13 protein-coding genes are annotated in these 15,488 nt (G+C 39.3%); 5 read left to right on the top strand and 8 right to left on the bottom strand.

Features of this window, described 5'->3' with window-relative positions:
* The first annotated feature begins 76 nt into the window (after positions 1-76).
* From CGC64_RS13370 to CGC64_RS13360, 3 genes are all read left to right on the top strand, one after another.
* Positions 77-514 carry a DoxX family protein gene (locus tag CGC64_RS13370; RefSeq protein ID WP_005681029.1) on the top strand — a complete coding sequence of 146 codons (438 nt, stop codon included), beginning with the start codon at positions 77-79 and terminating at the stop codon, positions 512-514.
* A 107-nt stretch (positions 515-621) separates the two neighbouring features.
* Positions 622-1,173, top strand: a complete 552-nt coding sequence (locus CGC64_RS13365) for a DUF3332 domain-containing protein (RefSeq protein ID WP_005675902.1) — start codon at positions 622-624, stop codon at positions 1,171-1,173.
* Between the two features lie 94 nt (positions 1,174-1,267).
* A complete protein-coding gene (locus CGC64_RS13360; protein WP_032838116.1) occupies positions 1,268-1,723 on the top strand; it encodes a nuclear transport factor 2 family protein in 456 nt (151 codons plus the stop codon).
* Here CGC64_RS13360 and tamL read toward each other — a convergent pair.
* Positions 1,677-3,986 carry a translocation and assembly module lipoprotein TamL gene (gene tamL / locus CGC64_RS13355; protein ID WP_005675905.1) on the bottom strand — a complete coding sequence of 770 codons (2,310 nt, stop codon included), beginning with the start codon at positions 3,984-3,986 and terminating at the stop codon, positions 1,677-1,679. The genes CGC64_RS13360 and tamL overlap by 47 nt on opposite strands.
* Before the next feature lie 140 nt (positions 3,987-4,126).
* Between tamL and CGC64_RS13350 the strand changes: the two genes are divergently transcribed.
* A complete protein-coding gene (locus tag CGC64_RS13350) occupies positions 4,127-4,894 on the top strand; it encodes a TrmH family RNA methyltransferase (protein WP_005675906.1) in 768 nt (255 codons plus the stop codon).
* On the opposite strand, the gene CGC64_RS13345 is transcribed toward CGC64_RS13350, so the two are convergent.
* From CGC64_RS13345 to ileS, 5 genes are all read right to left on the bottom strand, one after another.
* On the bottom strand, positions 4,845-5,231 hold the full coding sequence (locus CGC64_RS13345) for a hypothetical protein (protein WP_005681028.1): 387 nt from the start codon (positions 5,229-5,231) through the stop codon (positions 4,845-4,847). The genes CGC64_RS13350 and CGC64_RS13345 overlap by 50 nt on opposite strands.
* 4 nt (positions 5,232-5,235) lie before the next feature.
* Positions 5,236-6,312, bottom strand: coding sequence for a DUF4296 domain-containing protein (locus CGC64_RS13340; protein ID WP_005675907.1), 1,077 nt, complete (start codon positions 6,310-6,312; stop codon positions 5,236-5,238).
* A complete protein-coding gene (locus CGC64_RS13335) occupies positions 6,302-6,961 on the bottom strand; it encodes a lipoprotein signal peptidase (RefSeq protein ID WP_005675908.1) in 660 nt (219 codons plus the stop codon). The genes CGC64_RS13340 and CGC64_RS13335 overlap by 11 nt, the downstream gene beginning before the upstream one ends.
* A gap of 98 nt (positions 6,962-7,059) precedes the next feature.
* Positions 7,060-7,440 (bottom strand): TraR/DksA family transcriptional regulator, encoded by a 381-nt coding sequence (locus CGC64_RS13330; protein ID WP_004295883.1) that lies wholly within the window; start codon positions 7,438-7,440, stop codon positions 7,060-7,062.
* A 35-nt stretch (positions 7,441-7,475) separates the two neighbouring features.
* On the bottom strand, positions 7,476-10,964 hold the full coding sequence (gene ileS, locus CGC64_RS13325) for an isoleucine--tRNA ligase (RefSeq protein WP_005675914.1): 3,489 nt from the start codon (positions 10,962-10,964) through the stop codon (positions 7,476-7,478).
* Positions 10,965-11,174: 210 nt separating this feature from the next.
* On the opposite strand from ileS, the gene CGC64_RS13320 reads away from it, so the two are divergent.
* On the top strand, positions 11,175-12,224 hold the full coding sequence (locus CGC64_RS13320) for a DUF2776 domain-containing protein (RefSeq protein WP_005675915.1): 1,050 nt from the start codon (positions 11,175-11,177) through the stop codon (positions 12,222-12,224).
* Positions 12,225-12,308: 84 nt separating this feature from the next.
* Here the strand turns inward: CGC64_RS13320 and CGC64_RS13315 are convergent, their stop codons facing one another.
* Together CGC64_RS13315 and xylE are read right to left on the bottom strand one after the other, a co-directional pair.
* Positions 12,309-13,847 (bottom strand): carbon-nitrogen hydrolase family protein, encoded by a 1,539-nt coding sequence (locus CGC64_RS13315; RefSeq protein ID WP_005675916.1) that lies wholly within the window; start codon positions 13,845-13,847, stop codon positions 12,309-12,311.
* A gap of 147 nt (positions 13,848-13,994) precedes the next feature.
* Positions 13,995-15,449, bottom strand: a complete 1,455-nt coding sequence (gene xylE, locus CGC64_RS13310) for a D-xylose transporter XylE (RefSeq protein ID WP_005675917.1) — start codon at positions 15,447-15,449, stop codon at positions 13,995-13,997.
* Positions 15,450-15,488: the final 39 nt, after the last annotated feature.

Genomic DNA, 15,488 nt, shown 5'->3' with positions numbered 1-15,488 from the left:
CTAATTGGAGCAAAGAACAAAATCAAGATATTTTATGTTTATATAAATAGAGATGAACTTAAAAAAAGAACAACTTATGATTTATAATTTTTTATTCCCTACAAGGCCAAATACAGCAAAAGTATCTTTGTTCCTATTGGCGGTCCGGATAATCTTCGGAATATTATTAATGAACCATGGTATACAAAAATGGAGTAACTTTCAGGAACTGTCAACTGCATTTCCTGACCCGTTAGGTATAGGTAGTCCCCTATCCCTCGGATTAGCTATTTTTGGCGAACTTGTCTGTTCAATGGCTTTTATCATTGGCTTCTTATATCGGCTGGCAATGATTCCGATGATTTTCACAATGGCGATAGCTTTCTTTGTGATTCATGCGAATGATATATTTACAGTCAAGGAGCTAGCTTTCATTTATTTAGTTGTATTCATTCTTATGTATATTGCCGGTCCTGGTAAATATTCAATAGACCACATAATAGGAAACGAACTGCAACGGCGAAAAGCGAAGTAACACAAATATTGAAAATAATAACCTTGATTAATTAAAAAATATTATATTTGCATACATATAACAGAGGCATTATAAACATTTTTTTATTAATTAAAAAACATTTCGACATGAAAAGAGAGAAACTTACTTTAGTTGCAGTGCTACTTAGTGGCAGCCTATTGTTCAGTTCTTGTGTAGGTTCATTTGGTTTATTCAACCGTTTATCTTCTTGGAACCAATCTATTGGAAGCAAATTTGTAAATGAACTTGTATTTCTAGCTTTCAACATTGTTCCGGTTTACGGAGTGTCCTACCTGGCTGATGCTTTAGTTATTAATTCTATCGAGTTCTGGAGTGGTTCCAATCCGATGGCTAACGTAGGTGACGTAAAGAAAGTAAAAGGAGAGAACGGCAATTACATGGTAAAGACACTTGAAAATGGATATTCCATTACTAAAGAAGGTGAAACTGCTTCTATGGATTTGATTTATAACAAAGAAGCTAATACATGGAATGTAGTTGCAAACGGTGAAAGTGCTGAACTCATAAAGATGAACAACGACGGTACTGCCGATTTGTTCTTACCGAACGGCGAAAAAATGAATGTAACTTTGGATGCTCAAGGCATGATGGCAGCTCGCCAAGCTACAATGAGCAACCTTATGTTTGCAGCTCGCTAATAATTAAAGAATAAATATGTAAGAGATGAAACTTTCTCAAACGAGTTTCATCTCTTTTTTATTATCATTCCCCACTATATTACTATTCTATGCTATGAACAAGATACATATATTAATCCTTTCACTAATAACATTCACCTGTTTTTCATGCCAAAAACAGAACCCCAAGACTCAATTGGAGGAGATAGCTATCAATTTCTGTGAATCTTTTTATAATTTCAATTATCCGGTTGCCGAAGAATGGAGTACTCCGTCTTCACTATCCTATCTTAGTTTTTTAGCATCTAATATTCAGCAAAATCATTTGGATCAACTCAAAACACAAGGAGCGGCAAAAGCTTCTATCATTACTTCGAGTGAGATAACTCCTGACTCTGAAATGGCAACAGTAATCTGCCAAATAAAGAATGCATTTATTATCAATCCTATCAATGGAAAAGCGGAACGGTTTTCTTCTCTGCAAGATACACTCCAACTAATAAAAGAAGGCAATAAATGGTTGGTTAGAAAGGATATCCCACTGCAAAATGGAAAGCAAAATCACGACTAAATTTAGGATGAATAATAGGAAAATGCTCTTTTTTAGTCTCAAAAGCTGGATTGACAGCCTTCATACCTCCATCAAAACGAAGAATAAAGAAGTCTAAGTCAAGACGAAGCCCTAACCCGTAAGCTACTGCTATCTGCTTATAAAACTTATTAAACTTGAAAACTCCACCCGGTTGATTGGCATATTCACGAACAGTCCAGATATTACCAGCATCAATAAAGACAGCTCCCTGAAATTTCCAGAACAACTTACTTCGATATTCGATACTGGCATCCAATTTAATATCTCCGGATTGATCGAGCAAATTTCCCTTACCGGCAAAAGACCCCGGACCTAGATCTCGTACACTCCATCCGCGAACACTGTTAGCTCCACCCGAAAAATATTGTTTCTCAAACGGAATAGTTTTTGCGTTCCCGTATGGAACAGCTATACCTATACCGGCATGAAATGCAAATGAATTACGATAGTCAATCCTGATATTTTTAGAGAAGTCAAACTCTCCCTTGATATATTGTGCATAAGGTATTCCAAGAATGGCATACTCATTATTAGCGTTTTTCCTAATTCCAGTCATCTTCGACAAAGCATACATTATATTTCCCGCAGACTCGAAATTAAAACGAATGGAATACGAGTTGGAAGCGATTGTATTATTAACAATAGCCCCTCCTACACTATTATAGTTATAGCTATATCCCATATTTATTATCAGGCGGTCTTGATAATTATATTGAAAAATATCATTTTGACCTTTATTTATATAGTCCTCTTTAAATCTTTCTGAAATTCGCGGCAAATAAAGGAAAGCAATATTAATCAAATCAATACGATGTTGTATTTTTTGACGTTGCGTCCACTTATAACTCCATGAAGCAGAAGCCATTGTACGCAGAAATTCAGGACGCATCTGATAGTTATATTGCAAGCCGAATTCAGTAGTTGCCCTAATTTTTCGTTTAAAATCAGAAGACACAAAAGGGAATAAAAAATTAGGGAAATTAATACTTGACTCTACTCCGAATTCTGTATAGTTATTATTTGCATACCCTGCTTGAAGTCCGGAGATCACTTCATAAGCGCCACGAAACTTTATCATAAAGGTTTCTGATCCGCGAAAAAGATTCCGATTTTGGAAAGAAACAGAAGCTGCTGCTCCCAAGTCACCGGCAGAGTTGGTCCCTTCTACCTCAAAAGCTATAGATTTATGCTTACTTTTAGTCAGCATCACATAGCAGTCAAGCTTTGTCGAATCTCCAATCTGCGTTTCCACAAAACGGATATTGGTATATTTCAATGCCGGCAAGCGTCCAAAACTGGAATATGTCTGCTGCACATCGCGCTCATTATACAAATCTCCGGGAGCAAAACGAAGATTATCCGTAAGCACCTTAGGACGCAAATACAGTTTATCTTTATAATAAATCGGATACCCTTTATAATTAATAGAGTCATTAATCTCCACACTGCTCAATGCCGACGACTGCAATACATCATAATCCGTAATAAAGTTAATCTTGTTAATCCAATATTGTTGATGTGTCTTTGCCGAATCACTGACATGAGTTTTAAATGGGTGCAAGTGTTGTGTCAAATCTACATTATAAGTATTTCGTACCGTATCTGCGGTATAGCCTATATAATCCTTATTGAATTTATAGTAACCATTCCGGAGTAATTTATCCGTGATTCGTTGCCTATCCGCATCCAACACGTTTACATCAAAATACATCTTCTCCTTCAATAAACTTTTTGCTGAATCTTGTTTCAAAAGAGCAGCTATTTGAGGATCGTTGATATCATATTTTATAGATTGAACGACGTATGGTTTTCCGGCTGTTACATCGTAATAGAGTTTTATTTTCTTCTTCTTTATTTTAGTGGAACGCTTTACCGTTGCTGCCATATATCCCATATTATGAACAGCCTTTGTGATTTCTTCTTCAGAACGTTGCGCTTCTTCTTCATTATATATCACAGGAGCATCACCTATCCTTCGTAGAAATTTATTCCCCCATTTGGTAGAATCACGTCCCGAAAGATTATAAACATATAACTGTGTTTTAATCAGGCTGAACCATTTGGCATTAGGATTCTGACGAACATACATTCGTAAAGATGAAGGCCGTATATTCTTCTGGTCCGTACGAATCTTGACTTCATCCAACAGGTAAGAACCCTCCGGCACAAACTTTGTGGATGTGCACGAAGCAAGTGACAAAATAGCGGCAGAAGCAAGCAAATAAAGAAATTTTTTCCTCATACGGTTTTACATCGATAGCATAAAAAATGCGCTCACAAAGATAAATTATATTTTCCGATGAGGAAAATAAATTAAGAAAAAGAGAGGAAAGTAAGGATAGATTGGAAATATCTTTATAGCTTTGTCACAAAATAAAGTTTATGGTATCGTTAAGTAAAAACAAAATAAAGTATATTCATTCGCTTGAGCTAAAGAAAATACGTAAAGAAGAACGAGTTTTTCTAGCCGAAGGTCCTAAACTAGTAGGCGATTTACTCGGACATTTCCCCTGTTGTTTTCTGGCAGCTACCGCATCCTGGATTCAGGAACATCCTGATCTTCGTATAAATGAAATAGCAGAAGTTTCTCAAGAAGATCTTTCACGAGCCAGTTTACTGAAAACTCCGCAGCAGGTGCTTGCTGTCTTTGAACAGCCCCAATATACTCTGACCCCGGGGGTTGCCCGCCATTCCCTTTGCCTGGCATTGGACGACGTTCAGGACCCCGGAAATTTGGGGACTATTGTTCGTTTAGCTGATTGGTTCGGCATTGAACATATTATTTGTTCGCAAAACACAGTGGATGTTTATAATCCCAAGACCATACAAGCCACTATGGGGGGGATTGCGCGGGTAAAAGTACATTATACCTCTCTCCCTGATTTTATTCGTTCACTCGGTGAAGATATACCTGTATTCGGAACTTTCCTTAATGGGAAAAATATGTATGAACAGCCATTAACCGCCAATGGTTTGATCGTAATGGGAAATGAAGGAAATGGAATAGGAAAAGAAGTAGAAACTTTAATAAATAGAAAACTTTATATTCCCAATTATCCACAAGGAAAAGAAACCTCCGAGTCACTCAATGTAGCCATAGCTACCGCAGTAATCTGTGCCGAGTTCCGTCGACAGGCTGCATGGAAATAAAATCAAACGGATAAAATAAAACAGGGAATAATACTTCCCCCTTCTCTTTTAATTCTTTTAATGACTCTTCAAAACACCGGGAAGATTGATTTAGAATATTGGAAGGATTAATTTGAAACACCGGGATATTTTTTAAAATCATCCCAGTGTTTTTTATTTCTTCAAGCTGGTCAGCAGGAAGCAAAACAATTACTCCCGGCATCCATTCAACCGACTCTATTTCTTCCGTTAGTGGAAATGTATCTCGAACAACTCCTTCATCGGTTATTTCCACTACCTGCTGTTTTATAAAACCAACATCAGGCATGAATAAATAATGAGATGCAAATCGTTTCATATCACTAACGAGTTTGACGTCTTTGCTGTTGTTGCCTGCGCTGATTCATTTGCCGTTCCTTTCTTTGTTCTATTCTCTCTTGCTGGATATGTTGCTCCACCTCGATCTGTTCCGGTTTCTTTTCACGTTGAGTTCCTGTACGACGACGGTTCATTTCTTCCGGCGTCAAACGTTGGACATCCTCTTTATGTTCTTCGGCAACTTTATGCAAGGAATCCACCACTTCTTCCTCCGAAATCTTTTTCAGAGAATCCGCTTTCAGAGCTTCTATCTTATTCAGGGAGTCACGAACAGCAAAAGCGAGAGTATCTTTGCAATGATAACGAGTCATAGTGAAATGGTCTGCTAATAGCGTTCCCCCTTTCTGCTCGCCTAACATCGGATAGTAAATGAAACCTCTAATTTCCTTCATAGCTTCCAGCGTATCAGCATATAAACGTATTTGCTGAACTCCCGGGCGGGTTATAGTCTTCAGATGATTTATCGTATCTTTTTCGTAGATAACCTGCATACCCATAGCTACCGCTCTCAAAGAATCAGCAAGCATTGGCTCCAGAAAACGATAATTCACTTCCCAAACCAAGGTATCACGGTCTTTATAGTTAGTATCGGTAGGCAATACGAACGAATAACGGTTATTCATCATCTCGCCGGTCAAACGTATCATACGCAACCAAGGCCATACATCAAGACTATCACCTGGTTCTGTCATTTTCGGTTTCTTATCTCGCAAAGCTATTAAATGATTAACTTCGTCCTGTTGGTCTTTCAAGCGTTTCTTTACTTTCTCATAGATTTTCGATAAAACTTCTGTGTTGCGTGTATACCAAACCATAGATGAGTCGAATACAGCCTGCGTAGTTCCATACTTCTTAAAAACAGCATCAATATACAACGCTTTTTTATAGTTCTCACTGTAAGGCAGGTTATCTCCCATGGACTTTGCCAGATGATAATCATATAGCAAACTCTCCATTTTCGATTCCGGGATTACGTCATTAGGTCTTTTCACTTTACATCCCGCTACCGCAAGCGCAAGCATGCAGATGAAACACAGATGAAACCGAAGCTTACTTTTCATGATTCTCAACTTCCTTTTTATCGCCTTTATCCAATGAATGATATGACTCATTCAGATATTTACTATAAAAGAGTAATAAAGCAATGATACCACAACTAATGGCAGCATCTGCAAAATTAAAGATCGGGCTGAAAAATATAAAATGCTCTCCACCTACGAATGGCAGCCATGCAGGCCAGTTTGTATCTATAATCGGGAAATAAAACATATCCACTACTTTACCATAGAACCAGGTGGAATATCCTCCGCCCTCCGGCATGAAACTCGCAATTTGTGAATGAGTGCTTTCATTGAAAATAACTCCATAGAATACACTATCTATAATATTACCTAAAGCACCGGTCAGAATCAGAGCCACACAAACGATATATCCGGTTTTGAAGCCTTTCTTTACAATTTTATATAGATACCAACCGATTAATGCAACTGCAACAATACGGAAAGTAGTCAGGAATAATTTCCCGAAAATCTCCATACCGAAAGCCATTCCGTTGTTCTCGGTGAAATAAATATAAAACCAGTCCGTCACACGTATGCTTTCGTGCCAGTACATATGAGTTTTAATCCAGATTTTAATGATCTGGTCGATAATCAATACGGAAAAGATAACGATCAGAGCGATTGTTCCCTTCGTGAATAGTTTCTTCATGCGTTCATTATAAATTAAACATAACGAGCTACAAGTGCCGTGCGTCAACATTGCGCAGCTACTTGTAGCTCGTCACCCGTAGCTTGTGTAGCTATCTATTATTTTTTACCACTGTTCTTAGCTTCAATGCTCAATGTCGCATGAGGAACAGCGCGCAGGCGTTCTGCCGGAATCAGCTTTCCGGTTTCGCGACAAATGCCATACGTTTTATTCTCTATGCGTACTAAAGCTGCCTGCAATCCCTGAATAAACTTCAGTTGGCGTTGTGCCAAACGGGTTGTTTCTTCTTTGGAAAGCGTATTAGCTCCTTCTTCCAACACTTTATATGTAGGAGATGTATCATCAGTATCATTACCGTCCAATCCCATCAAACTCTTTTTCAACTGTTCATAGTCACGTTGTGCTAGTTCCAGTTTCTCCATAATAATGGCACGGAATTCTTCAAGTTCCGCATCTGAGTATCTAGTCTTTTCTGCCATAATCTTACAATTTTAAAAGGTTAATCAATATAGTATTAGTCTTTTATCACATTCACAAACAGTGAGAAATCGTCAAAGCTAAGCTCTGTACCGTCTTTCACCTCATCAACAAGTTCAAGAGATGTGCCTAAAACCTGGTTACAAATATAAGTATTATATTCATTTACCGCATCATCTGTTTGTGTATTTTTCGAGATTGTTATTTTTATTTTATCTGTAATCTCGAAACCGCTTGATTTACGTATATTTTGTATACGATTTACCAATTCACGGGCAATACCCTCACGACGTAACTCTTCGGTAACTGTAACTTCAAGTGCCACAGTCAACTTGCCTTCATTAGCAACCAACCAGCCCGGAATATCTTCACTGATAATTTCCACGTCTGAGACTTCGATAACGGCTTCCTCTCCATTCAGGTTCAAAGTATATTTTCCATTCTTTTCCAGTTCGGAGATTGCTTCCTGCGACATTTCTGCAACGGCAGCAGCTACGGCTTTCATTTGTTTTCCAAATTTCGGCCCCAGTTTCTTAAAGTCACATTTCACTTTCTTTACCAAGACACCGGCCGCACCGTCTACGAACTTGATTTCTTTCACATTCACCTCGTTCATTATCAGGCTTTTCACAGCTTCGATATGTGCTTTCTGCTCTTCGTCCAGCACCGGCACCATGATACATTGTAGCGGTTGACGGACTTTTATATTCACTTTACGACGTAATGCCAATACCATAGAAGTAACGTCCTGTGCCATTTGCATACGGGTTTCCAATTCCTTATTTATCATTTCTTCCTGATATTTAGGGAATTCAGCCAAGTGTACGGATACTACATTATCACGTCCTGTTGCTGTAATCAAATCCGTATACAGACGATCTGCATAGAATGGAGAAATGGGGGCCATTAATTTAGCAACCGTTTCAAGACACGTATATAATGTCTGATAAGCAGACAGTTTATCTTGTGTAAATTCACCTCCCCAGAAACGTTTACGGTTCAGGCGAACATACCAATTGGATAAATTATCGTTGACAAAGTCGGAAATCAAACGCCCTGCTTTAGTCGGTTCGTATTCGTTATAACAAGTATCTACTTCTTTTATCAGCGTATTCAGTACAGACAAAATCCAACGGTCGATTTCCGGACGTTCTGCCATAGGCACATCAGCTTCTTTATACTCAAATCCGTCTACATTGGCATAAAGTGCAAAGAACGAGTAAGTATTATATAAAGTACCAAAGAACTTACGACGAACTTCTTCCACTCCTTCTACGTCGAACTTCAAATTATCCCACGGAGAAGAATTGGTAATCATGTACCAACGTAACGGATCGGAACCGTACTTTTCAATAGTCGTGAACGGATCGACAGCATTATTAAGGCGTTTGGACATTTTATTACCATTCTTATCGAGTACCAGCCCATTAGAAATAACCGCTTTATAGGATACACTATCAAATACCATAGTAGCAATAGCGTGCAATGTAAAGAACCAACCACGTGTCTGGTCTACTCCTTCAGCGATAAAATCAGCCGGATATACCTGACGGCTATCCAACAGTTCTTTATTTTCGAACGGGTAATGAATCTGCGCATAAGGCATAGCACCCGAGTCGAACCATACGTCGATCAAGTCGGATTCACGTTTCATTGGCTGACCGTCTTTCGATACTAATATAATATCATCTACATAAGGACGGTGGAGGTCAATCTTATCATAATTTTCTTCAGTATATTCGCCGGGTACAAAACCTCTATCTTTGTAAGGATTGGACTTCATAAATCCGGCAGCTACCGATTTTTCTATTTCATTGTATAATTCTTCTACTGACTCGATACACAATTCACCTGTACCGTCTTCCGTACGCCAGATAGGTAGCGGAGTACCCCAATAACGTGAACGGCTCAGGTTCCAGTCATTCAGATTTTCCAGCCATTTTCCAAAACGTCCCGTTCCGGTAGATTCCGGTTTCCAGTTGATAGTCTTGTTCAGTTCCATCATACGCTCTTTGCAAGCTGTAGAACGGATAAACCAGCTATCCAACGGATAATAAAGTACCGGCTTATCTGTACGCCAGCAGTGCGGATAGTTGTGGACATGCTTTTCTATTTTGAATGCCTGATTGTTTGCTTTCATCATCATAGCCAGAACAATATCCAGAGATTCGGCGGCTTGGGCAGCTTTCTCATCATATTTTCCGTCTATCATAAACACAGGATTGTAGGCGTTTTTCACCCATGCACCTTGATATTCCTTGTATTTTTCTACATCCACACATTCTTTTACAAAATTCTCGTCCAGTTCATTCAACAGGTAGAATTTACCAGTCAGGTCTACCATTGGACGAGTTTCGCCTCTCTTATTAATCATAAAAAGCGACGGTATTCCCGCAGCACGTGCCACGTTTGCGTCGTCTGCACCAAATGTCGGTGCGATATGGACAATTCCCGTACCATCTTCTGTAGTTACATAGTCGCCCGGAATTACACGGAATGCCTTATTACTAGCCTTCCAATCACCGTCTTCTGACACTTCAACCGGTTTTACCCACGGAATCAGTTGCTCATATTCCATGCCAATAAGGTCAGTACCTTTGTATTCGGCGATTACTTTAAATGGAACCAGTTTATCTCCTGCCTTATAATCTTCCAATTTCAAGTCAGCAGCTTTGGGGTTGAAAAGAGCATTCAACAAAGCCTTTGCCAAAACAACCGTGATAGGTTCTCCGGTATAAGCGTTATAGGATTGCACAGCAACATAATCAATTTTCGGTCCTACACAAAGTGCTGTATTTGAAGGCAATGTCCAAGGAGTAGTTGTCCATGCTATAAAATAGGGAGTTCCCCACTCTGTCATTTCCGGTTTAGGATTCTTCATCTTAAACTGAGCAACCACTGTCGTATCTTTTACGTCACGATAACAACCCGGCTGATTCAATTCGTGCGAACTTAATCCTGTTCCGGCAGCCGGAGAATATGGCTGGATAGTATATCCTTTATATAACAGTCCTTTTTTGTACAACTGCTTCAGCAACCACCACAATGTTTCGATATAACGATTATCATACGTGATATATGGATGTTTCATATCCACCCAATACCCCATTTGATGCGTCAAATCTTCCCATTCTTTGGTGTATTTCATTACGTCTTTACGACAAGCTGCATTGTAGTCGGCCACAGAGATTTTCTTACCAATATCCTCTTTTGTGATGCCTAATGCTTTTTCCACACTAAGTTCCACAGGCAGTCCGTGCGTATCCCAACCGGCTTTACGCTTCACCTGATAACCTTTCATTGTTTTGTAACGGCAGAAAATGTCTTTAATGGTACGAGCCATTACATGGTGAATACCCGGCATTCCATTAGCCGAGGGAGGTCCTTCGAAAAATACAAACGAAGGACAGCCATCACGTTCTGTCATACTCTTGGCGAAAACTTTGTTTTCGTCCCACTTCTTCAGTACATCTTTGTTCACCTGCGAAAGGTCAAACTGCGAATATTCAGTAAATCTCTTACCCATAGCTGTATCTACGATTTTACTATTTACAATTTACAATTTGAGGGGTATCCCCATTTTTAAGGGTGCAAATTTACAAAAACATTTGTTTAGTTGAGCAAAAAGCTAAGACTTTTAATCGGAATCATGTGAAGTTAACGATTATAAATAGCTGTCGGCCTAAACAAAACGGAAATCTCCTTGTTTTAGTGGGAAATAAAAAAGCACTCAATTATGAATTACGGTATCAGTATTTTATTCAGAGCAATCCCTTTGGCGATGGCACTCTTTTGCTTCGGATACGGAGCGTTTATTTATGGTTATGGAGATGCAGGAAACCGGGTCGTAGCAGGTCCTGTCGTGTTTTCACTTGGTATGATATGTATTGCACTGTTTTGTACAGCTGCCACTATTATCCGGCAAATCATACATACCTATAATGAAACAACAAAATACATTTTACCTATTGTAGGATATTTGGCAGCTCTAATCACTGTTATTAGTGGTATCTGTATTTTCAGTAATGCGACCTCTCCTTCCGCCTTTGTCGCAGGTCATGTAATAACCGGTGTAGGATTTATCACGGCTTGCGTAGCTACTGCCGCTACCTCTTCTACCCGATTCTCTTTGATTCCGGAAAACTCTAAAGCAACAGGAAATGAGGTCCCACAAGGAGCGTTTTCTGTGGGTCAGAGACGAGCAATGATCATTCTTGCAATCGTCATATCTATTATTGCATGGGTATGGGCATTCGTTTTATTAGGCAACAGCCACTCTCATCCTGCTTATTTTGTCGCAGGACACGTAATGGTAGGGCTTGCTTGTATTTGTACCAGTCTCATAGCATTGGTGGCTACTATTGCTCGTCAGGTGCGAAATGATTATTCGGAAAAAGAACGGAATAAATGGCCGAAACTAGTTTTATTAATGGGATCTATTTCTTTTGTATGGGGATTATTCGTTATTTTGGCAGATTCGGGGAGTGCAAACGGTACCACCGGATATATCATGCTTGGACTGGGTCTTGTATGTTATAGTATTTCCAGTAAAGTAATTCTGTTGGCAAAGATATGGAGACGGGAATTTAAACTAGCCAACCGCATCCCTATGATTCCGGTATTAACAGCATTGACTTGTTTATTCCTGGCTGCTTTCGTATTCGAACTCGCTACCGTACATGCAGATTATTTCATTCCGGCACGTGTTCTAGTAGGATTAGGGGCTATCTGCTTCACACTATTTTCTATCGTTAGCATACTGGAAAGCGGTACTTCTTCTAAATAAAAATATAGCGTCACTATCCTAAACACATAGTGACGCTATTCGAGATATATGGTGACGCTATTTTAACGGGATAACGTCACTATTTTATTTTTTTAATTTCACTTCATAGACATCATTTCTACGATCTTTCAAATTGCGTACACTACCGTATGTATGTAACGCACTCAATAAATCCAGATCGACATCCGAAACCAATATCATTTCTGTATTCGGAGTCGCTTCCGCTCGTTTTCCGTCTGTCGGAAAAGCAAAATCACACGGAGTAAATACACCCGATTGGGCATACTGAATATCCATATTGTGTACGCGGGGGAGATTTCCCACGCTGCCTGCAATGACAACAAAACATTCATTTTCGATCGCACGCGCCTGAGCACAGACACGAACGCGGGAATAGGCATTTTGTGTATCCGTCAGGAAAGGTACAAACAATATCTGCATTCCTTGATCTGCCATTAGCCGGGAGAGTTCCGGAAACTCTACATCATAGCAAATCAAAACACCAATCTTAGCACAATCTGTATCAAAGGTTTGTAGTAATTTTCCCCCACTCAACCCCCAACTCTTGATTTCATCCGGAGTGACGTGCATTTTTTCATACATTTCGTATGTTCCGTCGCGACGGCAAAGGAATCCTACATTATAAAGCAGCCCGTCTTCTTTCACATAGGGCATACTACCGGTAATAATGTTTATATTATAGCTAATAGCCAGATTTATAAACCGATCACGAATCTCATCGGTATATTTTGCCAATCCGCGAATAGCCTGCGATTCTCCTTTATCATTATACTTCGACATTAAAGGCGCATTAAAGTATTCCGGGAAAAGAACAAAATCACTTTTATAGTCTGATACTGCATCTACAAAAAATTCTACCTGTTCGAACAGATCATCCAGTGTTTTATAACTACGCATCTGCCATTGTACCAAACCTACGCGAACAGTAGTTTTTGGATTGATATATTCTTGTGTAGGAGGTTGATAATAGATATTATCCCACTGTAACAAACAGGCATAATGTTTAGACTCCTCATCATTCGGCAAATAATTAGTCATTACCTTGCGGACATGGAAATCATTTGATAATTGGAACGTAAGCACCGGATCGTAAATATCACGTTGACGTACCCGTTCGATATATTCTTTTGGACGCATCTTGTCAGCATATTTATGATAATTCGGAATACGGCCGCCGAACATAATGGCTTTCAGGTTCAATGTTTCGCATAGTTCTTTGCGATATTCATACATACGTCGCGCCAGACGCAATCCGCGATATCCGGGGTGAATAAATACCTCTATGCCATACAGAATATTCCCCTCAGGATTATGCGTATTAAATGTTTCCTTACCCGTGACTTGTGCATACGTATGGTCATTCTTCACCTTATCATAATCAACAATAATAGAAAGAGCGCAACCTACAATTTTGTCGTCAACCACTGTAACAATCTGTCCTTCCGGAAAAATATTGATTAATTTCTGAATCTGTTTATGGGTCCAGAACACATCGCTACCGTCAGAATAAACACGAGTAAACGATTGGGATAATTGTGCGTAATCTTCTATTTGAAGATTACGTATCTGCACTTTATTAATTTTAATCGGATGTTGTTCCATAACAATACGTGTTTTTATATAAAGACAGTGCAAAGGTACAGCTTATCCTCATATATTGTTCTCCAAAGATAAGAAAATAAAAATCCGTAAATCACAGATTCCTATATCTGCTGATTTACGGATTTTCCACAAGAGATATTATCTGATTTATTTATTCTTCTTCCATAGTTTGCTCATATCCTCCAATGTCTTACCTTTCGTTTCGGGCACCCAACGCCAAACGAAAATAGCAGCCGCTACACAGATAATTCCATAAAGACTATACGCAAACATCGGGCTGAAATCGTACAATGCCGGGAAAGTAGAAGATACAATATAATTGAATATCCATTGGAAAGCCACAGCGATTGCCACCGCTTTACCACGAATTGTGTTCGGGAAGATTTCCGAAATCAATACCCAGCAAATCGGGCCCCATGACATCATAAAGAAGGCGGCATATACGATAACCGAAAGTACCGGAAGAATTCCTTTTATTGCCATGCTATCACACATCGCTACTGCAAATGCACCTACGGCCATACCGATAGAACCGATTATCAACAGAGGTTTGCGCCCGAAGCGATCTACTGTAAAGATTGCAACCAGTGTAAAGATAATATTCACAACACCCATAATAACCGTTTGCATCATGCCACCTCCTTCTGCACCTGCATTTTCAAAAATACGAGGAGCATAGTAAAGCACTGCATTGATGCCGATAGCCTGTTGGAATACGGAAAGCAGAATACCGATAACAATTACTGCCACTCCATAAGTAAAGAGTTTTTCTGTTTTTTCGTGAGCAGTAGCTTTAATATCGTTAAGAATTTCTTGTGCTTTTGTCTTACCATTGATCTTTTCCAGAATTGAATAAGCTTTTTCATCTTGTTGTACCAATACCAAATAGCGAGGAGTTTTTGGGACAAAGAACAATAATAGACCAAAGAATGCAGCCGGAAAAGCTTCCGAGCCGAACATAAAACGCCAGCCTTCAAATACAGTCCACATATCAGATTCTGAGCTAACTGATAAAACTCCGGCAGCATCTTTCAGAATAATAGGATTTTGGTGATCGCCCATAATCAGGTAATTCACAAAGTATACAACCAACATACCGAAAATAATGGCAAACTGGTTGCACGAAACAAGTGTTCCGCGAATGTTGGAAGGAGCTATTTCTGCGATATACATCGGACAAACAGCAGACGCAAGCCCGACACCGATACCACCTAAAACACGATATAAGTTAAATGTAACCAGCAAATCCATATTCGGTTTTCCATATTCGAAAAACAGAAATTCCGGATAATAGGAACCTAATGCTGAAAGGAAAAAGAGTACGGCAGCAAGTCTCAGGGAGTTACGACGCCCTAGACGGGAAGCGAATATACCGGAGAACGCCCCACCAAGTACGCAGCCTGTCAATGCACTGGATGAAGTGATTCCATGCATTACTTTATTATATTGAAAATCGGAAGCGGAAAGGAAGAATGCTTCCAGACCCTTCTCTGCACCGGAAATAACTGCTGTATCATAACCGAAAAGCAATCCTCCCAGGATAGCAACAGAAGTTATCGAATATAGGTAGAGTTTACTACCTTCGTTCGTTGTATTAATCATGGTGTATAAGTAGATAAGTAGTGTGTAGTAGTTGGATTA

This window comes from Bacteroides caccae (assembly GCF_002222615.2).
In the GTDB taxonomy this organism is placed as follows: Bacteria; Bacteroidota; Bacteroidia; order Bacteroidales; family Bacteroidaceae; genus Bacteroides; species Bacteroides caccae.
Note: the sequence above shows the minus strand (reverse complement) of the source record. Positions and strands in the feature narration are given on the sequence as shown.